This is a genomic window from Candidatus Chloroploca asiatica (assembly GCF_002532075.1).
Classification (GTDB): Bacteria; Chloroflexota; Chloroflexia; order Chloroflexales; family Chloroflexaceae; genus Chloroploca; species Chloroploca asiatica.
On sequence record NZ_LYXE01000031.1, the window covers coordinates 1 to 22,754 of the forward strand.

Consider the following 22,754-nt stretch of genomic DNA (forward strand, 5'->3'; position numbering starts at 1 on the left):
AAGAAGGTCTGCGGTTTGCCATCCGTGAGGGTGGACGTACCGTTGGCTCCGGTGTCGTCACCAAGATCATAGCGTAAAGGGTACGTACCCTGGGTAGGTTACACTCGCTAGCGTAGTGTTTTATAGAGGAACACCATGGCCAAACAGAAGGTGCGTATTCGCCTCAAGGCATACGACCACAAAATCCTGGATCAGTCGGCACGCCAGATTGTTGACGCTGCCGAACGGACTGGTGCGTTGGTCGCCGGCCCTGTGCCGTTGCCAACCCGCATCGAGAAGTATAGTGTGATGCGATCACCGTTTATCGATAAAGACTCGCAGGAACAGTTTGAGATTCGTACGCATAAACGCTTAATCGACGTACTCGATCCGAGTCAGCAGACGATTAATGCGTTGATGAAACTCAATCTGCCCGCAGGTGTTGATATCGAGATCAAACTGTAGTTGTAACTGAAAGAAAAGGCAGCCGCTGCGCAACGACGTAAGCTGCGGAGGTAGCAGTATGGTTCATGGAATGTTGGGTCGCAAGGTGGGGATGATGCAGGTCTTCACCGAAAAAGGGGAGGTTGTCCCTGTTACGGTGATTAACGCTGGACCCTGCGTTGTGACACAGGTACGCGTAGCTGAACGCGATGGCTACGATGCAGTGCAGATTGGCTTTGAAGAAGTCCCAGCTCGTAAGTTGACCAGGCCTCAGCAGGGTCACTTGAAGCCAGCTGGTGTCCTGCTCCGCATTTTGCGTGAATTCAGTGCCGATCACCCACAAGACCATAAGCCTGGCGATGTTATCAAAGCTGATCTCTTCCAGCCCGGTCAGAAGGTTGATATTGCGGGTAATTCCAAGGGTCGCGGTTTTGCCGGTGTTGTCAAACGCCACGGCTTCCGCGGTGGCCCCAAGACCCACGGACAGAGTGACCGCCATCGTGCCCCAGGTTCGATTGGTGCCGGCACGACCCCTGGTCGGGTCTGGAAGGGGCAGAAGATGGCCGGTCGTATGGGTGGCAAACGGGTGATGGTTCAGAATCTCGAAGTGGTTGATGTGCTGCCCGAGAAAAACCTCATCCTGGTCAAGGGCTCTGTCCCTGGTGCCCGCAACGGCCTGTTGCAGATCCGCAAGGCAGTGAAGGGCTAAGGGGGAACAAAATGCAGGCAGAGTTGTATAACCAGTCAGGTGAGCAGATCGGGACGATCGAGCTCAATGCGTATATCTTTGGCGTTGAGCCAAATGTGACGTTGATGCATCAGTACGTGGTGATGCAGCAAGCGAATGCTCGCCTTGGGACACATAGTACGCGTGGACGTAGTGAGGTCAGAGGCAGTACCCGCAAGCTTTATCGCCAGAAGGGTACCGGTCGTGCGCGCCAGGGTTCGGCACGTGCCCCCCATCGCACCGGTGGTGGCGTTGCCCACGGTCCGCACCCGCGCTCCTATCGGCTCAATATGCCCCGTAAGATGCGTCGCCTTGCAGTGCGCTCCGCTCTTTCGGTCAAATACGCGGCGGCTCAGATCCGTTTTATTGACGACTTGAGTTTTGAGCGCCCACGTACCAAAGATACGATTGCGTTTCTCAACGCACACGGACTGGAGGGTAAAACCCTGATCGTGCTCGATAGCAAGAGTGAGCAGAATATGGTTGTTCGCCATTCGGCGAGCAATCTTCCCAAAGTTGGAACCCTGCTCGCCAGTTATCTCAATGTGCGCGATCTTCTGCACTACGATAATATTGTGATGCCGCAAGCCGCGTTGACCGTGGTTGAAAGCATCCTGGGTAATGGCACCGGCGCGGCGGCGGCGGTGAGCGAGGAGGAGTAGCGATGCCAACGCCGCACGAAATTATTGTGCGCCCTCTCATCACTGAGAAGAATACGGGCCTGATGGAGTATGGCAAGTATTCGTTTGAGGTGCTCCGTGCTTCTTCGAAACCGGAGATTAAGAACGCGGTCGAGACCATCTTCAATGTCACCGTGCTCAAAGTTCATACCATGGCGGTGCGTGGCAAGATGAAGCGCCGCGGTCGTGAGTCTGGCTATACCCGCGATTGGAAAAAAGCAATTGTCACGCTCGCTCCGGGTGATCGTATCGAGATCTTCGAGAGCTAACGGAGGAGATCTATGGGTGTGCGCAAATATAAACCAACTTCGGCAGGTCGCCGGAATATGTCAGTCTCAACCTTTGATGAACTGACGAAGAAGCGACCTGAACCGGGTTTGATCGAGCCCCTGCGTAAACGCGCTGGGCGTAATAATCGGGGGCGCATTACGGTGCGCCATCGTGGCGGTGGACACAAGCGCTTTTATCGCATTATTGATTTCAAGCGCAATAAGGTTGGTATTCCTGGCAAGGTTCAGGCACTCGAGTACGATCCTAATCGCTCGGCTCGCATTGCCCTGATTGCCTATGTCGATGGCGAAAAACGCTATATCATCGCTCCAGTTGGCTTGAAGGTCGGCGATCAGGTGATGAGTGGTCCCAGTGCTGATATCCGAGTGGGCAATGCGCTGCCGCTGAGTGCTATTCCCCTTGGTACGCAGATCCATAATGTCGAACTCGAAATCGGCCGTGGCGGGGTTCTGGTGCGCAGCGCCGGTACGTCGGCTCAGTTGATGGCAAAAGAGGGCGATTATGCCACGTTGCGGATGCCTTCAGGTGAAATGCGGATGATCCACGTCCGCTGTATGGCGACGATTGGCCAGGTTGGCAACCCCGATCACCAGAATGTCCGCATTGGTAAAGCTGGCCGTTCGCGTTGGCTCGGTCGCCGCCCAACCGTCCGCGGTACGGTGATGAACCCCCGTGACCATCCCCACGGTGGTGGTGAGGGCCGCGCACCAATTGGAATGAGTACGCCAAAGACTAAATGGGGCAAGCCAGCTCGTGGCGTCAAAACCCGCAATAATAAGCGCAGTGATCCCTTCATTGTGCGTCGGCGCAAGCCAAATCGTGGCTAAGGTAGTGATGGAGGAGTGTTATGTCCCGTTCGTCCAAGAAGGGGCCGTACGTAGATATTAAACTGCTTGAGCGGATCGAGGGCATGAACCGCGCGAACGAAAAGCGGGTGTTGCGCACCTGGTCGCGTGACTCGACCGTCTTTCCGCAGATGATTGGACACACGATCGCAGTGCATGATGGCCGCCGCCATGTGCCGGTCTATGTCACCGAAAATATGGTTGGCCATAAGCTTGGTGAGTTTGCGCCCACCCGCCTCTTTCGTGGTCACGGTGGCAAGAAGGCTGATAAGCGCGGTAAGATGAAGTAGGCTAGGCCACAGCAAGCCGTTCGGCTTCCTGTGGTACAATGGACGGGTTTGTGCCTCGTGCTGCCCGTGCCTGGAGTACAAACGAGTACAATGATGGAAGTCAAAGCTGTTACCCGTTATGTGCGCATCTCGCCGCTCAAAGTCCGTCTGGTGATGGATGTCGTGCGTGGGATGCCTGTGGATAAAGCCCTGGCAACGCTCGATTATATGCCCCAGAAGGCGGCACGTGAGGTCGCTCGTACAATTAAGTCGGCTGCCGCTAACGCTGAGCATAATTTTGATCTTGATCGCGATACCCTCACGATCAAACAGATTTATGCCGACCAGGGGCCAGTGCTCAAGCGCTTTATGCCTCGTGCCCGCGGTATGGCAAATCAGATTCGTAAGCCGACGACCCATATTACAGTGATCGTTGATGATGGATCTGAGTACTAAGAGCCTTTCCGGGATCATCGTCTCGGCTAGCCTGGTGGCTCACGACAAGTAGGTGGCCCGGATTGATGCGAAGTACCAGAAGTGAGGAGGTCCTCGTTGGGACGTAAAGTGCATCCGATAGGCTTTCGCCTCGGTTATATCAAAGATTGGCAGTCCAAGTGGTTTGCCGAGGGCGAGATGTATACGGCGCAACTTCACGATGACCTTGCCCTCCGCAAGTTGATCGCGAAGGAGTTGGCGAATGCCGGAGTTTCACGGATTGAGATTGAACGCTCGGCTAATAAGGTCGAGGTGACAGTCTATACCGCGAAACCAGGGATTGTGATTGGGAAACGTGGTGCAAATGTTGATCTGCTCAAGAGTACGCTTGAACAGCGCACAGGCAAAAAGATTAAGCTGAATATTCAAGAAATTCATCAGCCTGAACTGGATGCCCAGCTTGTTGCCGAAAGCATTGCTGAGCAGATTAGCAAGCGTGTCAGTTATAAGCGTGCGATGAAGCAGGCTGTGCAGCGGGCGATGCGCCTCGGTGCTCAGGGTGTGCGCATCAAGTGCTCGGGTCGCCTCGGCGGTGCCGAGATGTCACGTATCCAGAGTGAGAGTGAAGGTCGGGTTCCCCGCCATACCCTGCGCGCTGATATTGATTACGCTCAGGTTCATGCCCATACGACCTATGGACGCATCGGCGTCAAGGTCTGGATCTATAAGGGTGAGGTCTTTCCTGATCAACTCGCGAAGCTTCAGGCTGAACAACAACTTGCAGCCTCGAGCCAACCCGAACGCAGTGAGCGCAGTGAGCGCGGTGAGCGCCGTCCGAGGAGGGGTGATAATGCTTCTGCCTAAGCGTACGAAATATCGCAAGATGCAAAAAGGCCGCAGCGAAGGCCTCTCCTATCGTGGCAATAGCGTTGCGTTTGGTGATTATGGCCTCATGGCGCTTGAACCAGTCTGGATTACCAGTCGTCAGATTGAGGCGGCCCGCCGTGCAATTACTGGTTATGTGAAGCGTGGCGGTAAGGTCTGGATTCGGATCTTTCCCGATAAGCCTGTTACCCAGAAACCTGCCGAGACCCGTATGGGTGGTGGCAAGGGGAGTGTTGATCACTGGGTGGCTGTGGTCAAACCAGGACGTGTGATGTTTGAATTGGCGGGTGTCCGCGAAGATATTGCCCTTGAGGCGATGCGCCGCGCCGCCCAGAAATTGCCGATCAAGTGCAAAGTTATTACACGTGATGAAGTTGAAGCGGAGGTGAGCAGTGAAGAGAGCGAGTGAACTGCGTAGCCTCGAGGACCCTGAATTGCGCGATCAACTCAAGGCGAATCTTGAAGAGTTGTTCAATCTGCGCTTTCAGAAGGTCATGGGGCGAATGACCAATACCGCTCGCCCGCGCCAGGTCAAAAAAGAGATCGCACGGATCAAGACCATCTTGCGTGAGCGAGAGTTGGAGCAGGAGTAGGCGATGAGCGAGTTGGTACAGCAAGGCCCACGCAAAGTCCAGAAGATTGGCCGGGTCGTGAGCGATAAGATGGAAAAAACAGTGGTGGTGGCCGTCGATTATCTTAAGCCCCATCCCCTCTATCGCAAGATTATTCGGAAAACCAGTAAGTTTCATGCCCACGATGAAGAAAATGCGTGTAAAGTGGGCGATCTGGTGCGGATTGAAGAGACTCGACCCCTCAGTCGTACGAAACGGTGGATGGTCGTCGAGATTATGCAACGTGGCGAGGAGTAACTGCTATGATCCAGCCTCAGTCACGCCTGAAGGTGGCCGATAATACCGGGGCCAAGCAGATTATGTGCATCCGTGTGCTTGGTGGCTCATGGGTAAAGTATGGGCGCGTTGGCGATGTTATTGTCGCTAGCGTGAAACAGGCTGCACCCGGTGGATCGGTTAAAAAAGGCGAAGTTGTACGGGCCGTGATTATCCGTACTGCGAAAGAGTTTGGGCGCCCTGATGGTTCGCATATCCGCTTTGATGATAATGCGGCCGTGATTATTGGGAAAGAGAATAATCCTCGCGGTACCCGTATTTTTGGCCCGGTGGCGCGTGAACTGCGCGAAAAACAGTTTATGCGCATTATTTCTCTGGCCCCTGAGGTGCTCTGAAAGACGTGTGACCCGCGTCTTGTACCGCCGCTCCAAGCGGCAAGGTGCTGCGCAGTTCCTACGGTAACTGGGCCACCTAACCAGGAGAATGTCTTATGCATGTCAAGACCGGAGATGAAGTCCTGATCATCACGGGCAAAGATAAGGGCCGCAGCGGTAAGATCAAACGGATGTTTCCGTCTGAGGGCCGTGTGGTGGTTGAGGGTCTCAATATCGTGAAACGGCATACCAAAGCTCGTGGCCCCGGTAAGCCCGCTGGCATTATTGATATTGAGGCGTCCCTCGATATGTCGAATGTGATGCTCATTTGCCCTAGCTGCAAGCGTGCTTCACGTACTGGGTACCGCTTTCTCGAAGAGACTGACCATAAAGGTCGGCCCCGTAAGGTTCGTTTCTGTAAGGCGTGTGACGCGACCATTGATTAGGACGTTTATCAGGGCCGGAGTCGTCTCGTGGTTCGATGCCTCCAAGCCCCTGGAGATGTAGTATGACCGTTCGTTTGCGCGAGAAGTATCAGCAAGAGGTTGTCCCCGCGCTGATGCAAGAATTTAAGTTTACGTCAGTGATGCAGGCACCCCGGCTCACCAAGATTGTGATCAATATTGGTGTCGGTGAGGCGGTGCAAAATTCTAAGGCGCTTGATGCCGCCGTGAATGATCTGACGATCATTACCGCTCAGAAACCCGTGATTACCCGGGCGCGTAAGTCCGTTGCTTCGTTTAAGCTCCGTGAAGGAATGCCCATTGGGGTGATGGTGACGATTCGCGGGAATCGGATGTATGACTTCTATGATCGTTTGGTTAATCTGGCCCTGCCCCGCATTCGTGATTTTCGTGGGGTGAGCCGCCGTTCCTTTGATGGCCGTGGTAACTATAGCCTCGGCCTCCGTGAGCAAATCGTGTTCCCTGATATCGACTACGATAAGATTGATAAGCTCCGTGGCATGGAGGTAGTCATTGTGACGACTGCCCCTGATGATGCTCAGGCCTATGCCTTGCTCAAGCGCCTCGGAATGCCATTTCGTGATTAGTCTGGACCAGGAGCAAAGGCTTACCAGTCCAACGGTTTAGGAGGAAATACCTTGGCGAAGACGTCCTGGATCGTTCGTTCAGAACGCCCACAAAAATACAAGGTGCGTGAGTATAACCGCTGTAAGGTATGTGGTCGCTCGCGCGGCTATATGCGTAAGTTCGGCATGTGTCGCATCTGCTTCCGTGAACATGCGCTCAAGGGCATGATTCCGGGTGTGGTCAAGTCGAGCTGGTAATAGCATCTGTGAGGAGGCTCGCTGTGAGCGTGAACGATCCCATTGGTGATATGCTGACTCGTATCCGTAATGCCTGTATGGCCCGCAAGACGGTCGTTGATGTTCCGGCATCAAAGATGAAAATTGCGATTGCGGATATTCTTAAGCATGAGGGTTTTATCAAAGATTACACCGTGATCGAGGGGACTCCGTATCATACGATCTCGATTACGCTGAAGTATATGCCGGATCGGCGCCCGGCTATTACTGGCCTGCGCCGGGTGAGTAAGCCGGGTTTGCGGATCTATACCGGTCGTGATGAAATTCCGCGTGTCCGCGGTGGCCTGGGTCTCAGTATTCTCTCGACACCCAAGGGGGTGCTCGCTGGTCACGACGCCTGGCGCGAGCGCGTGGGCGGTGAGGTGCTCTGCTATATCTGGTAGAGCCTACAGGGAGGCTACAATGTCGCGAATTGGAAAAAAACCAGTCACCCTCCCCAAGGGTGTAGACGTGCAGATTGCTGAGGGGAATTTGGTGACGGTGAAGGGTTCGAAAGGAACCCTCACCCAGCAATTGCATCCCGATATGATTATTGTGCAGGAAAATGGTGAGTTGACAGTGCAACGGCCCTCTGATACTAAGTTGCACAAGTCGCTCCACGGTTTGACGCGTACGCTGATCGCGAATATGGTGGTCGGTGTAACTGATGGCTGGCAGCGTGCTCTCGAGATTAATGGCGTTGGCTATCGGGCGGTGCTCGAGGGCCAGACGCTGGTGCTCAGCCTGGGCTTTTCACACCAGGTGCGCCGTGAGCCGCCACCAAATGTGCAGTATATCGTTGGTGAGCGTAAGAGCGCGAATGAGCCGCTCGGGTTGATCGTCCGAGGAATCGATAAGCAGGTTGTTGGGGAAGAGGCGTCCCGTATTCGAGCGCTCCGTCCACCTGAACCCTATAAGGGTAAGGGTGTGAAGTATGCCGAAGAGAAGGTGCGTCGTAAGGCTGGTAAGGCTGGTAAAGCACGGTAGTGCAAGGAAGATAGACGTATGGCAAGGCGATCTCCCCGTGAGTTGCGTGTCCGGCGCCACTTTCGCCTGCGAAAGCGGGTCAGTGGTACTCCGGAACGCCCACGGCTCAATGTTTTTCGCAGTAATGCCCATATCTATGCCCAGGTGATTGATGATGTCGTTGGCCAGACCTTGGCTGCTGCATCATCGAATGAAAAGGGTTGGGCAGGCGAAGTAGGAACCAAGACCGATGAGGCCGCTGTGGTGGGCCGGCTTGTTGCCGAACGCGCCATCGCAGCTGGGGTCTCGAAGGTGGTCTTTGACCGCGGTGGCTATAAATATCACGGTCGTGTGAAGGCGCTCGCTGAGGCGGCGCGTGAAGCTGGCCTGAACTTCTAATGGCCCCCAAGGGCCACACGTGCGGAGGCAATGTGAGACGAGAACGTATTAACGCCGATGCCCTTGAGCTCGAAGAGCGGGTTGTCCAGATCAATCGTGTTTCCAAAGTGGTCAAGGGCGGTCGCCGCTTTAGCTTTAGCACCGTGGTGGTGGTGGGCGATGGCAAGGGCCACGTGGGCGTCGGTATGGGTAAGGCCTCTGAGGTTCCTGAAGCTATTCGCAAGGGAACTGAGGCCGCCAAGAAGAATCTGATCCGTGTGCCACTTGTGGGGAGTACGGTGCCCCATGATGTGCAGACGAAGTATGCCGCAACCAAGGTGATGATCCGCCCGGCTGCCCCCGGTACCGGGGTGATCGCCGGACGTGGGGTTCGCCCGGTTGTTGAGGCCGCCGGAATCAAGGATGTGCTCTCCAAAGTCTATGGCAGCAATAATCCGGTGAATGTGGTCAAGGCTGCGTTCCAGGCCCTCAGTGAGCTCAGTTCGCTCAGTGATATGGCCCGACGCCGCGATATGACGCCGCAAGAGTTGCTCGCACGCCGTTCTCGCCGGGAGTCTGCACCAGTCAAAGAGGAGACGTCGGCATGAGTAAGCTGCGTATCACATACCGTAAAAGTATGATTGGTTACGCTAAAGACCAGAAAGAGACGATTCGTTCGCTTGGTCTGCGGCGTCTTGGCCAGTCAACGATTAAACCCGATAATCCGTCGATCCGGGGCATGATCTTTAAGGTCAGGCACCTTGTGGTCGTTGAGGAATTACCTGATGAGGTGACAGCATGAAGCTGCACGATCTGCGTCCCGCCGAGGGCTCACACCGCAAAAGCAAACGTATCGGTCGCGGTCATGGCTCGGGCAAAGGCAAGACGAGCGGCAAAGGTATGATGGGCCAGAAAGCCCGCCGTGGCCCCGGCCCCTATCGTACCTTTGAGGGTGGGCAAAATCGCCTCGTCAAGCGAATGCCTTTCCGTCGCGGTTTTACTAATATTTTTGGGATCGAGTACGAAATTGTTAATCTCGAGCGCCTGGCGGCATGGCCCCAGGACGTTGAGGTGACGCCTGAAGCGCTGCTTGAACAGCGTGTCGTCCGTAAGAAGAATCTTCCGGTCAAGGTGCTTGGTCAGGGTGAGCTTGCATTGCCCTTGACGGTCAAGGCACATAAATTTTCGGCTAGTGCCAAAGCAAAGATCGAAGCTGCTGGCGGCACCGTGGTTGAGTTGCCATGGGTCGTTGAACGTCACTCGCGCTCACGAGGGCCAAATCCCTCGATGCGCAATGCCGAGCCGCGTGAGTCTAAACGCACGCGCGAGCAGGCTTGATTTCTTCATACTAAGGGATACATAACCAATGCTCCAGGCTCTTGTTCGCGCCATTCAGTTGCCCGATCTGCGAAGACGTGTTCTCTTTACCCTGGGAATGTTGATCGTCTTTCGCTTTATCGCGCATATCCCGGTGCCGAATATTAATCCTGACTCGCTCCAGCAGTTGCGTGATGCGCTGGCTTCGAACCAGTTGGCGCAGTTGCTCAATATCTTTGCGGGTGGGGCACTGCAGAATTTCTCGGTCGCGGCTATGGGAGTCTATCCCTATATTACCGCTACGATTATCATGCAGTTGCTCCAACCGCTCATTCCTGCGCTTCAGGAGTTACAAAAAGAGGGTGAGCAGGGTCGCCAGCGTTTGACCCGGTATCAGGTTATTTTGACCATTCCACTCGCGTTTTTGCAGGCCTATGGTCAGACCCTGACCCTCGAACGAACGATTAATCCGACTGGTGATCCTTTTCAGTCGCTCTTTCGCTCGCCCTTTGATCTGGTCAATAACTTTTTTCCTACCTTTACGATCCTGGTTTCGATGGTCGCAGGAACAATGTTGCTGGTCTGGCTCGGTGAGCAGATTAATGAGCGTGGTATCGGGCAGGGCATTTCGGTGATTATCTTCGGTGGCATTGTCTCTGGTTTGCCAGGCCTCTTGGTGCAGGGTTGGCAGATTAGCTCCACTGGTGATGTGGGGACGATCCTGGGGCTGATTGGGTTCCTAGTGATCGGGTTGCTGACGATTGTGGGCATTGTGTTGATCCAGGAGGGTCAACGCCGCCTGCCTGTCCAGTATGCGAAACGCGTCCGTGGCAATAAGGTCTACGGTGGGCAGAGTAGCCATATTCCGCTGAAGGTCAATATGGCTGGGATGATCCCGCTTATCTTTGCCCAGAGCATTATTATCTTCCCTGGGATCGTTGCTTCCTGGTTCTACCGTGAAGGTGAACCTGGCATTGGCAACGCCATTGCAGGCTTCTTTTATAACACCTTTAACCCGACAGGGGTGGGTGGTGGCTTTGTCTATATTTCGTTGCTTTTCCTGCTGACAGTGGGTTTTACCTACTTTTATACGATGGTGCTTTTTCAACAGCAGGATATTCCAGATAATCTGCAGCGCAACGGGGGTTTCATTCCGGGTATTCGCCCAGGAAAAAATACCGAGATCTATCTCAAGCGGGTGTTGAACCGGATCACGCTTGCCGGCGCACTCTTCCTTGGTTTGATTGCTGTCTTGCCTTTTATTACACAGTCGGTGACCGGGCTACAACTCGGTCTGGGCAGTACAGCACTTCTCATTGTCGTGGGTGTGGCTGTGGATACAATGCGCCAGCTCGAATCGCAGTTGATAATGCGTGACTATGAGGGTTTCTTGAGCCGGTAGATGTGGACGGTGGCGCGGGCCATGTTCGCCGCCACCTTCTGCACCTCATTGTATCGGAGCAGCTTACAATATGGGAGTATCAGGCCTGATGTCTGGCAATGGTGCCCTGAGATCGACCTGCAACGTAGCCTTCTCAGGCTGAACATCAACCGTATGGGTTGCGCCGATGGGTGTTGCAATCTACTGAGCGAAAAGAGAGCTGTTATGACTACCAACGTAATCTTGCTAGGGCCTCCAGGAGCTGGGAAAGGAACACAGGCAAAAACGCTCGCGGAACGTACCTCATTATCTCATGTTGCCAGTGGTGATCTCTTTCGGGCGGCCCTGCGTGAAGGTACCGAGCTCGGCATGCTTGCCAAATCATATATGGATCGCGGCGAGTTGGTTCCTGATGAGGTGGTCATTAATATGATCCTTGAGCGTATTCAGGCTCCTGATTGTCTGGCCGGGGTCATCTTTGATGGCTTTCCTCGTACGCGCGAACAGGCTGTGGCCCTCGGTGAGTCGCTCGCCGCCCACGATGGCAAAATAGATGCTGTACTTTATCTTAGTGTGCCTAATGAGGTGCTCCTCCGACGGATAGCTGGTCGTCAGACTTGCAAAACCTGTGGGGCTACGTATAATATCTATTACTTCCCGTCCCATCGGCCGGGAATTTGTGATGCCTGTGGTGGCAAACTCTATCAGCGGAGCGATGACTCGATGGAGACGGCGCAGCATCGTCTTGATGTCTATTTTGAACAGACGATGCCTTTGATTGAGTATTATCAGCGCCAGGGTATTTTGCACGAAATTGATGGACAACGTGAAATTACCTGGGTAAATGAAGAAATGCTGAAGGCTTTGAGCCAGTATCTGGTCACCTCGCCTCAGCCAGAGGAGTGATATGTCGAAAAAGAAGGATGTGATCGAAATGGAGGGCACTATTACGGAGCCGCTGCCCAATGCGATGTTCCGTGTAGAGCTTGAGAATGGACATGAGGTGCTTGCCCATATTTCGGGCAAAATGCGCATGAACTATATACGTATTTTGAAGGGCGATCGGGTGCTTGTTGAGCTTTCACCCTATGATCTGACCCGTGGACGTATTACATATCGTTATAAATAAGGTGCGAGCGATGGTATGGTTTTCGGGAGATCGACTGCCGGAACCCATATCGACGTGGAAAAATCGCTCGGGAGAGATGCGAACAAGGAGGCTGTTGTGAAAGTGCGCGCTTCAGTAAAGCCTCGCTGTGAATATTGCAAGGTCATCAAGCGTAAGGGTGTGATCCGTGTGATCTGCTCACGTACGCCCAAGCATAAACAGCGTCAGGGCTAAGGTACACCCATGGAAGGATCGGGCTGGTTGATCCAGGCCAGCCACGGCTTCGTACACGAGGATAACACGTGGTTTCTCGTATCCGTGCTTGACTAGAAGCCGGGTAAGGTTCCAGGAGGACGAAAAGTTCATGGCACGAATCGCCGGGGTTGATATCCCCCGCAACAAGAAGGTTGGTATCTCGATTACCTATATCTTTGGGATCGGGCGCTCGAATGGTGCCGATGTTTTGCGTAAAGCAAATGTCAATCCTGATGCGCGGGTACGCGATCTAACCGAAGAGGAAGTCGGTCGTATCCGTGAAGTGGTTGATCGTGAGTATCGCGTCGAGGGTGACCTGCGCCGTGAGGTGCAACTCAATATCAAGCGTTTGATGGATATCGGCTGCTATCGTGGCCTCCGTCATCGCCGTGGGATGCCTTTGCGCGGTCAGCGTACCCGTACCAATGCACGTACGCGCCGTGGTCGTAAGGGCCAGGCCATTGGGATCAAGAAGAAGGTCAAGAAGTAAGCGCGATCCGACAACTTTTGTGGGCACAGGTTGGTGCAATGCACCTGGCCTGTGTTCGTGTGTGTTGAAAAAGCTCAAGGTAGTCAGTCAGTTAGGTAAGGAGAGCGAACATGCCCCCAAAGGGACAGAAGAGTGGAGCAGCAAGTCGGCAGCGCGGCAAGCGTCGTGAACGCAAAAATGTGCCCCGTGGTCAGGCACATGTGCTGAGCACTTTTAATAATACGATTGTTACGATCACTGATCCACAGGGTGCAGTGATTTGCTGGGCGAGCGCCGGGCAGTCAGGCTTCAAGGGTTCACGCAAGAGTACCCCCTATGCGGCCCAGGTGACCGCCGATACTGCAGCCCGCAAGGCGATGGAAAACGGGATGCGTTCACTTGAGGTCTTCGTCAAAGGTCCAGGCTCTGGGCGTGAAGCAGCAATCCGGTCGCTCCAATCGGCTGGTTTGCAGGTCTCATCGATTACTGATGTGACGCCGATTCCGCACAATGGGTGCCGTCCACCCAAGCGGCGGCGTGTGTAGTGATCGTGGACATTGGTGTGATCCGGCGAGATGTTGTGCGGACGGTACCGCAGGGTTATTGGCCCTGGCGCCCCCCGCGCTGACAGAAAGCGCCCTTCTCGTCGCACTGGTAGGAATAGTTGCTGTTTTTGGGGCAGCGTTTGGCTGTCTCTGTCTATGGAGGTTGTAAGCAGGTATGGCGCGTTATCATGGACCGGTCGGCAAGGTTAGCCGACGACTTGGCATTGGTATTACCGAAAAAGGTCAGCGCATTCTGAATAAGCGCCCCTTTCCCCCTGGGCAACACGGCCCGTCGGCTCGCCGCCGTCAGGTCTCTGACTATGGGTTGCAGTTGCTTGAAAAGCAAAAGGCAAAATATATTTATGGCGTGCTAGAACGACAGTTCCGCCGCACGTTTGAACAGGCTTCGCGGCGCAGTGGCGTGACAGGTGAGTACCTGCTCAGTTTGCTCGAGCGTCGTCTTGATAATGTGGTCTATCGCCTTGGCTTGGCCACGACGCGTGCTCAGGCCCGCCAGCTTGTCGCCCACGGGCATATTATGGTTGATGGCCGGAAGACGAATATTCCCTCGTATACGGTCAAGATTGGGCAAACGATTTCGATTCGCCCCGAGAGTCGCCGTCGAACCTATTTTAAGAATCTGGTTGATAGTGGTGAACTGAATAAGTATCGGGCTCCTGAATGGCTCCGCCTTGATGCTCCTGAAATGACGGGAACGATTGTTTCGTTACCCCGCCGTGAAGATGCAGAGGCTGGCATTAATGAGCAGTTGATCGTTGAGTTCTACAGCCGCTAGACCAGCGCGATGGATGTCGGCTGGCGAGACGGTAGCTGTGGGTGCCTTAAGCCAGGATGGTTATGCGTGTTCAGAGAGCGAAGTGTCGCTTGCTGTTGCGGTGATCTTCTGGTTGTGCCTAATGCTGGTAAGCCGTGTCAACCCTGGCTTCTGTCTGCGACTGCTATAAAGGAGGCGTGACGTGCTTGACATCGCCATGCCCAAGATCGAGGTTGTGCAGACGGCCGAGAACTACGGGCAGTTTCGAATCGAGCCCCTTGACCCAGGCTATGGTCATACGCTCGGCAATGCATTGCGACGAGTCTTGCTCTCGTCTATCCCAGGATATGCGATCACCAGAATTAAGCTTGCAGGCGTGTTTCAAGAGTTTGCACGGCTTGAGGGTGTCACAGAAGATGTGACCGAGTTTGTCTTGAATGTCAAAGGGGTGCGTCTCCGTGTCCATGGGCATCAGCCGGTCAAGCTTCAGTTGAGTCGCCATGGTGCGGGATATGTGACCGCTGGCGATTTGATTATTCCTGAAAATGTGGAGGTGATCAACCCTGATCACTATCTCTGCACGCTTGAAACAGATGATGCTCGCTTTGAGGTTGAGATGACGGTGGAACACGGGCGTGGCTATCTTGCTGCTGATCAGCGTGAGATTGTACCGCTTGGTGAAATACCTGTTGATGCGATCTTTACGCCTGTGCCACGAGTCATCTATACGGTAGAGAATACTCGTATCGGGCAGGCAACCGACTTTGATCGTCTGCTGCTTGAAGTTTGGACCGATGGGACGATCAAACCTGGTGATGCCTTAAGCTATGCGGCCCGCGTCCTAGTGCAGTATAGCCAGACCGTAGCTGATTTTAATCGGCTGGGGGCTGAACCTGAGCCTCAGTTGGCACCGAGTGGGCTCACTATTCCGGCGGATGTGTATGATAAAACCATTGAGGAACTGGATCTTTCGACCCGCACCTATAATTGTCTGAAACGTGCCGAAATTACACGGGTTGGCCAGGTTCTGCAAATGGATGAAAAAGCGCTGCTTTCGGTACGAAATCTCGGCCAGAAATCAATGGAAGAGATTCGCGATCGCTTGATCGAACGTGGGTATATTCCACGGCTGACGATAGCCCTGGATGGAGTGTAAGTGCAGGGCAATGAGTGGCCGCAAGGTTGCTGATTGCACTGGTGAGGATATAAGTATGCGACACCGACACGCTGGTAAGTTGCTCGGCCGTTCGTATGAGCACCGTAAGGCGCTCTATCGCAATTTAATGATTGCACTGATCGAGCATCGCAAGATTACAACCACCCTCGCTAAGGCGAAGGCAGTTCAGCCCGAGATGGAAAAATTGATTACGCTGGCCCGTGAGGATACCCCTCATACGCGGCGGATGGCCCTGTCGAAGTTGTCAAGCAAAGATGCCATGCGTAAGCTCTTTACCTTTGCGCCTCTCGACTATGCGGATCGTAATGGGGGCTATACCCGCATTACCAAGCTCGGCCCTCGCCTTGGTGATGGGGCACTGATGGCCGTTATCGAGTTGATCTGATGCGAAATATTGCGCTACTGCTCGCCTATGATGGCACTGACTTTATTGGCTCGCAGTGGCAAAATCAGGGCCGCTCGGTACAGGGTGCCCTGGAAGAGGCCTGGGAGGCCCTGACTCAGGAACAGAAACGGATAACTCTTTCAGGCCGCACTGATGCTGGTGTCCATGCCTATGGTCAGGTGGCAAGTATCCGTAGCACGACCCGTCATCCTCCCTTGACGATTGTCCGTGGTTTGAATGCCAGGTTGCCCGAGGATCTGCGGGTACAGGATGCTTGTGAGGTTACGCCTGATTTTCATGCTCGTCATAGCGCAATCAGGCGCGACTATCGTTATCTGATTGATGCGAATATGGTGCCTCTGCCCGCCTTGCGTCATATGGTGTTGCATGTGGAAGGACGTCTTGATCTGGCGCACATGGCCGAGGCGCTGCAGATTCTGGAAGGGACGCACGATTTTGCGGCCTTTACCGTTCAGTCACCTGACCAGAAACGTACGGTTCGCACGATGCATTGTGCCAAATTGACCGAGATCGAATTGCTGGGCGGCCGTTTGATTGCGCTTGATGTAGCCGCAAACGCGTTTTTACAGCACATGGTGCGGGTGATCGTCGGTACAGTGCTGTTGGTGGGGCGGGGACGAATGACGGTGAGTGCGTTTCAGCAGGTGCTCGAAGGCGGCGAACGTAAAGCGGCAGGGCCAACCGCTGCGGCCCACGGGCTCACCTTGATGGCGGTACACTATCCGCCGGGCTTGGTGCGCTGGGAGAGTAGACAGGCGTGAGCCTCTCACGAGCAATAAGGATTGGAAACAGTGAAAACATATCATCAGAAAGCCTCTGAAATCCAGCGCGATTGGTATGTCGTTGATGCGACCGACCAGGTGCTGGGGCGTTTCGCAACGCAGATTGCGACGTTGTTGCGTGGCAAGCATAAGCCAACCTATACACCCTCCAATGACGGTGGGGATTTTGTCGTGGTTGTCAACTGCGAAAAGATCAAAATCATGGGCCGTAAGGCCGACCAGAAGATCTATTATCGTCATACCGGCTATCCTGGGGGGCTGAAAGCCACCCCCTACCGGATGATGCTGGCCAAGCATCCGGATCGTATTTTGCGTACCGCTGTGAAGGGTATGCTGCCGAAAAATCGTCTGGGTCGTCGCCTGCTTGGCAAGTTGCGTATCTATGCTGGCCCGAACCATCCGCATACCGCTCAGCAACCCAAGATCTGGACGCCCCGTTATAGCTAAGGAGAGCTCGCCCTATGGAGGCTAAACGCTACTATCAAGGAACCGGACGACGTAAGACGTCGGTGGCGCGTGTGCGCCTCTTCCCTGGGAATGGGGAGATCGTAGTCAATAATAAGACACCCGAAGACTATTTTGGCCCTCGTGATCTGTTGCAGCACGAGATTCGTTCGCCACTGCAATTGACTGAGATGCTGTCGAGTTTCAATGTTCTGGTGAAGGTTCATGGTGGTGGTGTCCACAGCCAGGCTGGCGCAATGCGCCACGGGATTGCCCGGGCTTTGCTTGATCATGATCCTGAATTGCGCCCGGTGTTGAAAAAAGCAGGCTTCCTGACGCGCGATCCGCGTGTGAAAGAGCGCAAGAAACCTGGTCTCAAGCGTGCCCGTAAGGCTCCGCAGTATACCAAGCGGTAGCAATGTTCCTGTGCTGGCAAATAAGAGCGCACAGTGCTCTTGTTTGCCAGTACCAGACGAGGAACCTGATGCGAGTAATCACAGGTCGCGCCAAAGGCCATAAACTCAAAGCCCCGAAAGGTATGGGTACGCGCCCGATGCTTGACCGGGTCAAAGAGTCGCTTTTTTCGGTGCTTGAAGGGTATCGTCCGATGCGTGGACGGGTCCTTGACCTGTATGCTGGGACCGGATCGCTCGGGATCGAGCTCCTCTCGCGTGGGGCAAGTTTCGCTGACTTCGTCGAACAGAATCCTCATGTCTGTTCGATTATTCGGAGTAACCTTGTTCATACCCGGCTTGATGCGTTTGCCCGCGTGCATCATATGCCAGTCGAACGGTTTCTTCAGGCCCATCGTGGCAGTGCAGCCTATGACTATATCGTGATGGATCCACCCTATGCTGACCCGATGATCGAGCAGACCATCGCGACAATTGCGACAGGGGCCTTTGGCCGTCCTGAGATGCTGCTGATTGTTGGGCATTCGCCACGGGTGGAACTGGCCGAACAATATGCCGACGTGACACGGATCAAATTTCGTCGCCTCGGTGATTCTTGCTTTTCCATCTATGGGTATGGTGAAGAGGAAGCACAGGCTGAAGAGTTGACAACCGAAGAGGCCGCGTGTCCCACGGTCTCATAGTTACGCATCAGTGGGGTCGCGTCGCGAAGGAGAGTCAGGCCTGTCATGCGTATTGCAGTCTATCCCGGTAGCTTTGATCCGGTCACGTATGCCCATCTTGAGATTGCTGAGCGTACGTGCCGTATCTTTGACCGCGTTGTGATGGCGGTCTTTGATCAGCCTAAGAAGAACCTGCTCTTTTCAACCGAAGAGCGCCTGGCCCTCTTGCGCGCATCGCTGACCGATCTGCCGCAGGTTGAGGCGACCTCTTACACCGGATTGACCGTTGATTTTGCTCGTTCGATCGGGGCGATTGCGCTGGTGCGCGGGTTGCGGACAGTCAGTGACTTCGAGGTTGAATATAATATGGCGCAATTGAACCAGACACTTGATGCAGAGATCGAAGTGGTGGTTTTGATGGCTAGTCGTCAGTTTGCCCATATTAGCTCGAGTGCGGTTCGTGAAATCGCTGGACTCGGGCGAGACCCGGTCGAGTTTGTCCCGCCACATATTATTCCCGTGTTGCGGCAGAAGTTTGCACAAAGGGGGTGACAGCCATCGAGCTTGATGATTTAATCGACGAGCTAGAGGATGCCCTCGCCGAAGGTCGCCGGGTACCGTTTAGCACACGGCTCCTGGTTGATGAAGAGCGTATTCTCGATATCATTGATCGTATGCGTGTGGCGATTCCTGAGGAACAGAAGCGGGCGCGCCGGATTGTGCAAGAACAGGAACGCCTGATTGCCGAGGCGCAGATGCGCGTGCAACAAGTGCTTGAAGAGCGCGGTCTGCTCGAGGCAGTGGAGAGTGAGCGGAGCCGGTTGCTTGAGGCAGCCGAGTATGAAGCCTCGCTGGTGCGTGCCGGGGCTGATGACTATGCCCGCCAGGTGCTCGAAGAACTTGATGAACGCCTGACGCGTCTGGTGACAAGTGTGCGCAATGGCCTCTCGACTCTTGGCACGCGACAAACCGATGCGGATCACGAAGCTTGACAGGCAAGCCTTCTCTCGCCTATAATGCAGTGTTTGTAGCGCTCTGTTGCATTGCTGCGCTTGTGTTGCCATGACTGACCTGAAATTTAATGTTGCGCAACTGCTCCGTGAAGAGATGGGATCGCGTCGGGATTATACTTTTACCGAAGCAGCCTTGGCGCTTGATGAGCAGTTGACCTTGCGTGATATCAGTGGCACCGTTCGTTTTACCCGCACGGCGACAGGTGTGTGGGCGAAGGTGCATACCGAGGGGGTTGTTCAGCTTCTGTGTGTTCGTTCACTGGAAGAGTTTGAATACCCGATCACGGTTGAATTTGCCGATCAATTCCATTCGGTGGTAGATGTCTTCTCCGGGGGGGGCTTGCCGCCACCGATTGAAGAAGATCCGTTCTTTCTCAATGAGTTGCATATGGCCGATATCGGCGAAGCGCTCCGTGAGTATACCTTGCTTGCGCTGCCGCTCAATCCGGTCAGTCCAGCCTATCGCGATCGACCTATCCAGTATACGGTGCAGTCTGATGGGCTTGAAACTGATACCGAAGTTGCTGCGGGTGAGGGTGAAGAGACTGAAGTTTCGCTTGAGGCTTTGAAGGCCTGGGCTGAACGCCATAATCGTAAGAATAAATAGGAGAGTAGAGAGATGGGTGCAGTTCCAAAACGAAAAGTGTCGCGCCATCGTCGTGGCAATCGTCGCCAGCATCTGGCCCTGACGCCACCAGTGATGGTGACATGTCCGAATTGTGGCAAGCCAATGCGCGCTCACTACACCTGCAAAGCCTGTGGTACCTACAAAGGCCGTCAGGTTGTGGTGATGCCCCAGCCAGAATAGGCTGACTGGTGACACTCACTATGCCACGTTATGCGGCAATTACTGGCTGGGGCCTGGCCGTCCCGCGTCGTGTTGTGACCAATGCTGAGCTTGCTCGGCAGATGGAAACTTCTGATGAGTGGATTCAGAGCAGGACGGGGATTGCTCAGCGCTATGTTGCCAGTGCTGATGAACCGACTTCAATGTTAGCTGCGGCCGCTGGTCGTCATGCCCTGGCGCAAGCCGGTGTGTTACCTGCGGACGTTGATACGGTTATTGTCGCGACGTGTACGCCTGATCGTCCTTTTCCCGCTACTGCGTGTAGTGTTCAGCGCCTGCTTGAGATTCCTCGGGCCGGGGCGTTTGATCTTGCTGCCGCGTGTAGTGGGTTTGTGTATGGCTTGAGTGTTGGTTCCAGCCTCGTGCAGAGTGGGATGAGCCGGACGCTCTTGCTTATCGGGGCCGATATTTTCACCCACCTGATCAACTGGCAGGATCGTAATACGAGTGTCCTGTTTGGTGATGGGGCCGGGGCTGTGGTGCTACAGGCGACTGAGCAACCCCTGGGGTTGCTTGCCTCAAACGTAGGGTCGTGGGGTGATGGCGAAACCATGATGGCCGTGGATGCTGGTGGGACGCTGCTGCCCGCGACCCCCGAACTGCTGGCAGAGGGGCGCCAGTATGTCTATATGAACGGGCGCGAAATCTTCAAGCACGCTGTCCGTGGTATGTGTGAATCGTCAGAGCGGGCTCTTGCCGATGCTGGTATCACGCTCGATGAGATCGCCCTGGTGGTGCCACATCAGGCCAATGTACGCATTATTGAAGCGGTGGCAAAACGGTTGGGCTTGCCAATGGAACGCTGTTTTGTCAATCTGGATCGTTATGGCAATACGTCAGCTGCTTCTGTCCCGATTGCACTCAGTGAGGCGGCCCAGCAGGGGCGCATTGTTCCAGGTGATCTCGTGTTGCTGACTGCTTTTGGCGGCGGGTTAACATGGGGGTCGGCTGTGATACGCTGGGGTAGCCCGACACACCGTGGTTGAGGCGGGATTATTCGCAGGCATTGTTTGACGATCCGAAACGCAACGACGCAAAGTTGTCAGTCCAGTGCGCTTACGCCCACGTTCTGAACCTTTGCGTTTTTGTGTGCGGGTCACCAAAACCTATGAAAGGTGCAGTGGCATCTCTATGACACAGGCATGGATTTTTCCAGGGCAGGGCTCACAAATAGTGGGAATGGGACGGGATCTCTATGATCAATCGCCTGCGGCGCGGGCCGTCTTTGATGAGGCTGATGATGTGCTTGGGTTCGCATTGAGTCGTCTCTGTTTCGAAGGTCCTGAGCATGTCTTAATGGCGACCGAGAATGCACAGCCGGCCCTGCTCACGATGAGCACGGCCGTGTTGCGTTCGCTCGAAGAAGCTCGGGGGATGTCGCTACCGCCGCCAGCTGCTGTAGCCGGGCATAGTCTTGGGGAATATTCCGCCCTGGTTGCAGGTGGGGCGCTCGATTTTGCCGATGCAGTGCGGCTGGTGCGGCAGCGCGGCGAACTGATGGCCCAGGCCCGTGATGGGAGTATGGCTGCTGTAATCGGGTTACCCGAAGACGATCTCGACCAGGTTTGCCGGGAAGTGAGTGCGTCGCTTGCCGATCATCCTGAACCGGTACGCACGATTGTGGTTGCCAACTATAATGCGCCTGACCAGTTGGTGATCAGTGGCAGCACCCTGGCCGTTGAGCAGGCCTCGATCCTGGCAAAGATTCGTGGGGCCAAGCGCGTATTGCCGCTGCGGGTCAGTGCCGCCTTTCATTCGCCCTTGATGCGTCATGCCGCTGATGGCATGGCACGGGCAATTCGTTCGGTGGGCGTACGTGATCTGCATATCCCGTTGATTGCCAATGTTACGGCTGAGCCGCTGCTCAAGGCGGACGAGGTGCGTTACGAAGCCGTTGCTCAGGTGGTGGCCCCGGTACGCTGGATTGCGTCGGTACAGCGCATGGTGCAGGATGGTGTCTCAGCCTTTCTTGAGTTGGGCCCGGGCAAAGCGCTTACCGGGCTTGTCCGGCGGATCGCTCCCAACACCCGTTTGATCAACCTCAGCACGAGTGATGATGTCCGTGCCTTTGTGCTTGACCGCGAGGCGGAGTGAAAGTGCAGCGTCCTTCTTGTTATGGACGTGTGACGGCAAAAGCCGGAGGAACTTCCTCCGGCTTTGCACTGAATGAACAAGCTTTGTATTTCACGTAACAACCGATACCAAAAGTTCCAACGTGCGTGCAAGATCCGAGAGACTCCCATGTACGTTCAGTTTACCGAGCTTCCGTCATACGTACAAGTTCCCCTAGAAATACACCCTTCGTTCAGTTCCCTTCTGATTGCCGACGTGCAAATCCAACCTTATTTGATGCCTCAAGGGTATGTGATCGACCCTTTGAGTAGCGTAAACTTATCTACTTATCTCTAGCAGACCCTAGGCTGCTCCACCATTTGCAGGAACGACAAACATTCCTACTGGCTAGCTTTTGCTTGCGGGTATGGCTCATATCTATGCGTGGGTTTAGTTTCTGTACCACACGGCTTGAGCTTTGCCACGAGAGGCAACCATTGCACGCGCAGAGCATCTGATCACTCAGTCAGCGATCCAGCGCTTGTCTGTCAGTCTCCCTATGATAACACCCGGTGCCTATCATATTTCCCCTGACGTACGCAACCCCCTCAAAAAACCTTTTTCTTTACAACGAGAGGATAGCGCTTGTGCATTTGTTGCACGTTTTCGATTGTTTATGTA

41 protein-coding genes are annotated in these 22,754 nt (G+C 54.6%); all 41 read left to right on the forward strand.

The features are described from left to right. A partial coding sequence (locus A9Q02_RS02330) for an EF-Tu C-terminal domain-related protein (protein ID WP_141508654.1) occupies positions 1-77 on the forward strand: 77 nt, incomplete at its 5' end. Between the two features lie 58 nt (positions 78-135). Continuing rightward, entirely contained in the window at positions 136-444 is a 309-nt protein-coding gene (gene rpsJ, locus A9Q02_RS02335) for a 30S ribosomal protein S10 (protein ID WP_097650758.1), read from the forward strand. A 58-nt stretch (positions 445-502) separates the two neighbouring features. Beyond that, a complete protein-coding gene (rplC, locus tag A9Q02_RS02340) occupies positions 503-1,132 on the forward strand; it encodes a 50S ribosomal protein L3 (protein WP_097650759.1) in 630 nt (209 codons plus the stop codon). An 11-nt stretch (positions 1,133-1,143) separates the two neighbouring features. Continuing rightward, on the forward strand, positions 1,144-1,812 hold the full coding sequence (gene rplD / locus A9Q02_RS02345; RefSeq protein WP_097650760.1) for a 50S ribosomal protein L4: 669 nt from the start codon (positions 1,144-1,146) through the stop codon (positions 1,810-1,812). Between the two features lie 2 nt (positions 1,813-1,814). Then, positions 1,815-2,099 (forward strand): 50S ribosomal protein L23, encoded by a 285-nt coding sequence (gene rplW / locus A9Q02_RS02350; RefSeq protein ID WP_097650761.1) that lies wholly within the window; start codon positions 1,815-1,817, stop codon positions 2,097-2,099. A gap of 12 nt (positions 2,100-2,111) precedes the next feature. Continuing rightward, the gene (gene rplB / locus A9Q02_RS02355) at positions 2,112-2,948 is read left to right on the forward strand and encodes a 50S ribosomal protein L2 (RefSeq protein WP_097650762.1); all 837 of its coding nucleotides are present in this window, start codon (positions 2,112-2,114) and stop codon (positions 2,946-2,948) included. Positions 2,949-2,968: 20 nt separating this feature from the next. Beyond that, complete coding sequence (rpsS, locus tag A9Q02_RS02360; protein ID WP_097650763.1) at positions 2,969-3,256, forward strand: 30S ribosomal protein S19; 288 nt, start codon at positions 2,969-2,971, stop codon at positions 3,254-3,256. Between the two features lie 93 nt (positions 3,257-3,349). Then, positions 3,350-3,691: a 50S ribosomal protein L22 gene (gene rplV / locus A9Q02_RS02365; RefSeq protein ID WP_097650764.1), complete on the forward strand. Its 342-nt coding sequence runs from the start codon at positions 3,350-3,352 to the stop codon at positions 3,689-3,691. Between the two features lie 96 nt (positions 3,692-3,787). Beyond that, on the forward strand, positions 3,788-4,534 hold the full coding sequence (gene rpsC / locus A9Q02_RS02370) for a 30S ribosomal protein S3 (protein ID WP_097650765.1): 747 nt from the start codon (positions 3,788-3,790) through the stop codon (positions 4,532-4,534). Next, on the forward strand, positions 4,521-4,964 hold the full coding sequence (rplP, locus tag A9Q02_RS02375) for a 50S ribosomal protein L16 (RefSeq protein ID WP_097650766.1): 444 nt from the start codon (positions 4,521-4,523) through the stop codon (positions 4,962-4,964). The genes rpsC and rplP overlap by 14 nt, the downstream gene beginning before the upstream one ends. Continuing rightward, complete coding sequence (gene rpmC / locus A9Q02_RS02380) at positions 4,948-5,148, forward strand: 50S ribosomal protein L29 (protein WP_097650767.1); 201 nt, start codon at positions 4,948-4,950, stop codon at positions 5,146-5,148. The genes rplP and rpmC overlap by 17 nt, the downstream gene beginning before the upstream one ends. Positions 5,149-5,151: 3 nt before the next feature. Next, positions 5,152-5,424, forward strand: coding sequence for a 30S ribosomal protein S17 (gene rpsQ, locus A9Q02_RS02385; protein ID WP_097650768.1), 273 nt, complete (start codon positions 5,152-5,154; stop codon positions 5,422-5,424). 5 nt (positions 5,425-5,429) lie between these two features. Continuing rightward, entirely contained in the window at positions 5,430-5,798 is a 369-nt protein-coding gene (rplN, locus tag A9Q02_RS02390) for a 50S ribosomal protein L14 (protein ID WP_097650769.1), read from the forward strand. A gap of 95 nt (positions 5,799-5,893) precedes the next feature. Next, entirely contained in the window at positions 5,894-6,223 is a 330-nt protein-coding gene (gene rplX, locus A9Q02_RS02395) for a 50S ribosomal protein L24 (protein ID WP_097650770.1), read from the forward strand. 62 nt (positions 6,224-6,285) lie between these two features. Beyond that, a complete protein-coding gene (gene rplE, locus A9Q02_RS02400) occupies positions 6,286-6,828 on the forward strand; it encodes a 50S ribosomal protein L5 (protein WP_097650771.1) in 543 nt (180 codons plus the stop codon). 51 nt (positions 6,829-6,879) lie between these two features. Then, positions 6,880-7,065 (forward strand): type Z 30S ribosomal protein S14, encoded by a 186-nt coding sequence (locus A9Q02_RS02405; protein ID WP_097650772.1) that lies wholly within the window; start codon positions 6,880-6,882, stop codon positions 7,063-7,065. Positions 7,066-7,088: 23 nt separating this feature from the next. Next, positions 7,089-7,487 carry a 30S ribosomal protein S8 gene (rpsH, locus tag A9Q02_RS02410; protein ID WP_097650773.1) on the forward strand — a complete coding sequence of 133 codons (399 nt, stop codon included), beginning with the start codon at positions 7,089-7,091 and terminating at the stop codon, positions 7,485-7,487. A gap of 19 nt (positions 7,488-7,506) precedes the next feature. Then, a complete protein-coding gene (gene rplF / locus A9Q02_RS02415) occupies positions 7,507-8,070 on the forward strand; it encodes a 50S ribosomal protein L6 (protein ID WP_097650774.1) in 564 nt (187 codons plus the stop codon). Between the two features lie 18 nt (positions 8,071-8,088). Then, on the forward strand, positions 8,089-8,448 hold the full coding sequence (gene rplR / locus A9Q02_RS02420; protein WP_097650775.1) for a 50S ribosomal protein L18: 360 nt from the start codon (positions 8,089-8,091) through the stop codon (positions 8,446-8,448). Between the two features lie 32 nt (positions 8,449-8,480). Further along, complete coding sequence (gene rpsE / locus A9Q02_RS02425; protein ID WP_097650861.1) at positions 8,481-9,035, forward strand: 30S ribosomal protein S5; 555 nt, start codon at positions 8,481-8,483, stop codon at positions 9,033-9,035. Then, positions 9,032-9,229, forward strand: a complete 198-nt coding sequence (rpmD, locus tag A9Q02_RS02430) for a 50S ribosomal protein L30 (RefSeq protein ID WP_097650776.1) — start codon at positions 9,032-9,034, stop codon at positions 9,227-9,229. Before rpsE ends, rpmD begins: the two co-directional genes overlap by 4 nt. After that, positions 9,226-9,765 carry a 50S ribosomal protein L15 gene (gene rplO, locus A9Q02_RS02435; protein WP_097650777.1) on the forward strand — a complete coding sequence of 180 codons (540 nt, stop codon included), beginning with the start codon at positions 9,226-9,228 and terminating at the stop codon, positions 9,763-9,765. Before rpmD ends, rplO begins: the two co-directional genes overlap by 4 nt. A 28-nt stretch (positions 9,766-9,793) precedes the next feature. Beyond that, positions 9,794-11,146 carry a preprotein translocase subunit SecY gene (gene secY / locus A9Q02_RS02440; RefSeq protein WP_097650778.1) on the forward strand — a complete coding sequence of 451 codons (1,353 nt, stop codon included), beginning with the start codon at positions 9,794-9,796 and terminating at the stop codon, positions 11,144-11,146. Between the two features lie 204 nt (positions 11,147-11,350). Then, on the forward strand, positions 11,351-12,031 hold the full coding sequence (locus A9Q02_RS02445; RefSeq protein ID WP_097650779.1) for an adenylate kinase: 681 nt from the start codon (positions 11,351-11,353) through the stop codon (positions 12,029-12,031). A 1-nt stretch (position 12,032) separates the two neighbouring features. Next, positions 12,033-12,254 (forward strand): translation initiation factor IF-1, encoded by a 222-nt coding sequence (gene infA, locus A9Q02_RS02450; protein WP_044199231.1) that lies wholly within the window; start codon positions 12,033-12,035, stop codon positions 12,252-12,254. Positions 12,255-12,350: 96 nt separating this feature from the next. Continuing rightward, positions 12,351-12,467, forward strand: a complete 117-nt coding sequence (gene rpmJ / locus A9Q02_RS02455; protein WP_012258254.1) for a 50S ribosomal protein L36 — start codon at positions 12,351-12,353, stop codon at positions 12,465-12,467. Between the two features lie 130 nt (positions 12,468-12,597). Then, positions 12,598-12,978, forward strand: a complete 381-nt coding sequence (gene rpsM / locus A9Q02_RS02460; RefSeq protein WP_097650780.1) for a 30S ribosomal protein S13 — start codon at positions 12,598-12,600, stop codon at positions 12,976-12,978. A gap of 110 nt (positions 12,979-13,088) precedes the next feature. Beyond that, positions 13,089-13,502, forward strand: a complete 414-nt coding sequence (rpsK, locus tag A9Q02_RS02465) for a 30S ribosomal protein S11 (RefSeq protein ID WP_097650781.1) — start codon at positions 13,089-13,091, stop codon at positions 13,500-13,502. A 175-nt stretch (positions 13,503-13,677) separates the two neighbouring features. Further along, the gene (gene rpsD / locus A9Q02_RS02470) at positions 13,678-14,298 is read left to right on the forward strand and encodes a 30S ribosomal protein S4 (protein WP_097650782.1); all 621 of its coding nucleotides are present in this window, start codon (positions 13,678-13,680) and stop codon (positions 14,296-14,298) included. A 181-nt stretch (positions 14,299-14,479) separates the two neighbouring features. Next, complete coding sequence (locus A9Q02_RS02475) at positions 14,480-15,433, forward strand: DNA-directed RNA polymerase subunit alpha (RefSeq protein ID WP_097650783.1); 954 nt, start codon at positions 14,480-14,482, stop codon at positions 15,431-15,433. A 55-nt stretch (positions 15,434-15,488) separates the two neighbouring features. Then, on the forward strand, positions 15,489-15,839 hold the full coding sequence (gene rplQ, locus A9Q02_RS02480; RefSeq protein WP_097650784.1) for a 50S ribosomal protein L17: 351 nt from the start codon (positions 15,489-15,491) through the stop codon (positions 15,837-15,839). Further along, complete coding sequence (truA, locus tag A9Q02_RS02485) at positions 15,839-16,621, forward strand: tRNA pseudouridine(38-40) synthase TruA (protein WP_097650785.1); 783 nt, start codon at positions 15,839-15,841, stop codon at positions 16,619-16,621. The genes rplQ and truA overlap by 1 nt, the downstream gene beginning before the upstream one ends. Positions 16,622-16,651: 30 nt before the next feature. Next, positions 16,652-17,089 (forward strand): 50S ribosomal protein L13, encoded by a 438-nt coding sequence (gene rplM / locus A9Q02_RS02490; protein ID WP_097650786.1) that lies wholly within the window; start codon positions 16,652-16,654, stop codon positions 17,087-17,089. A 14-nt stretch (positions 17,090-17,103) separates the two neighbouring features. Further along, positions 17,104-17,502, forward strand: a complete 399-nt coding sequence (gene rpsI, locus A9Q02_RS02495) for a 30S ribosomal protein S9 (RefSeq protein ID WP_097650787.1) — start codon at positions 17,104-17,106, stop codon at positions 17,500-17,502. 68 nt (positions 17,503-17,570) lie between these two features. Beyond that, entirely contained in the window at positions 17,571-18,182 is a 612-nt protein-coding gene (gene rsmD / locus A9Q02_RS02500; protein ID WP_097650788.1) for a 16S rRNA (guanine(966)-N(2))-methyltransferase RsmD, read from the forward strand. Between the two features lie 45 nt (positions 18,183-18,227). Continuing rightward, a complete protein-coding gene (coaD, locus tag A9Q02_RS02505) occupies positions 18,228-18,713 on the forward strand; it encodes a pantetheine-phosphate adenylyltransferase (RefSeq protein WP_097650789.1) in 486 nt (161 codons plus the stop codon). Beyond that, positions 18,710-19,153 carry a hypothetical protein gene (locus A9Q02_RS02510; RefSeq protein ID WP_097650790.1) on the forward strand — a complete coding sequence of 148 codons (444 nt, stop codon included), beginning with the start codon at positions 18,710-18,712 and terminating at the stop codon, positions 19,151-19,153. The genes coaD and A9Q02_RS02510 overlap by 4 nt, the downstream gene beginning before the upstream one ends. 70 nt (positions 19,154-19,223) lie before the next feature. Further along, positions 19,224-19,781, forward strand: coding sequence for a YceD family protein (locus A9Q02_RS02515; RefSeq protein ID WP_097650791.1), 558 nt, complete (start codon positions 19,224-19,226; stop codon positions 19,779-19,781). A 12-nt stretch (positions 19,782-19,793) separates the two neighbouring features. After that, positions 19,794-19,982 carry a 50S ribosomal protein L32 gene (rpmF, locus tag A9Q02_RS02520; RefSeq protein WP_097650792.1) on the forward strand — a complete coding sequence of 63 codons (189 nt, stop codon included), beginning with the start codon at positions 19,794-19,796 and terminating at the stop codon, positions 19,980-19,982. A 20-nt stretch (positions 19,983-20,002) separates the two neighbouring features. After that, positions 20,003-21,007, forward strand: coding sequence for a beta-ketoacyl-ACP synthase III (locus A9Q02_RS02525; protein ID WP_097650793.1), 1,005 nt, complete (start codon positions 20,003-20,005; stop codon positions 21,005-21,007). Between the two features lie 145 nt (positions 21,008-21,152). Continuing rightward, a complete protein-coding gene (gene fabD, locus A9Q02_RS02530; RefSeq protein ID WP_097650794.1) occupies positions 21,153-22,115 on the forward strand; it encodes an ACP S-malonyltransferase in 963 nt (320 codons plus the stop codon). Positions 22,116-22,754: the final 639 nt, after the last annotated feature.